Below are 235 nucleotides of genomic sequence, written 5' to 3'. Positions count from 1 at the left end.
CAGGTCGATCAGATGCTTCGCGAACCAGGTCAGCCGGTCGGTGACGCGCTGACCTGGTTCGCGAAGCATCTGATCGACCTGGGCGCCTGGGGCTCGGCGATCTTCGGTGTCGCCAACCGGCTGCTCATCCCGAACGCCACCCCGAGCACGACACAGATGAAGGCCATCAGGATCGGGACGAGCCGCCGGCCGTTGAAGAAGCCGAGCCAGTCGACCAGCCGGGTGCGGTGGAACC

1 pseudogene is annotated in these 235 nt (G+C 66.4%); it reads right to left on the bottom strand.

The features are described 5' to 3' along the window. Positions 1–235: pseudogene (locus tag NBY69_RS37805) on the bottom strand (hypothetical protein); the annotation flags it as partial.

This window comes from Streptomyces sp. A 4/2 (assembly GCF_940670765.1).
GTDB lineage: Bacteria > Actinomycetota > Actinomycetes > Streptomycetales > Streptomycetaceae > Streptomyces.
The sequence above is the reverse complement of the archived record's forward strand: the minus strand, read 5'-3'. Positions and strand labels throughout refer to the sequence as shown.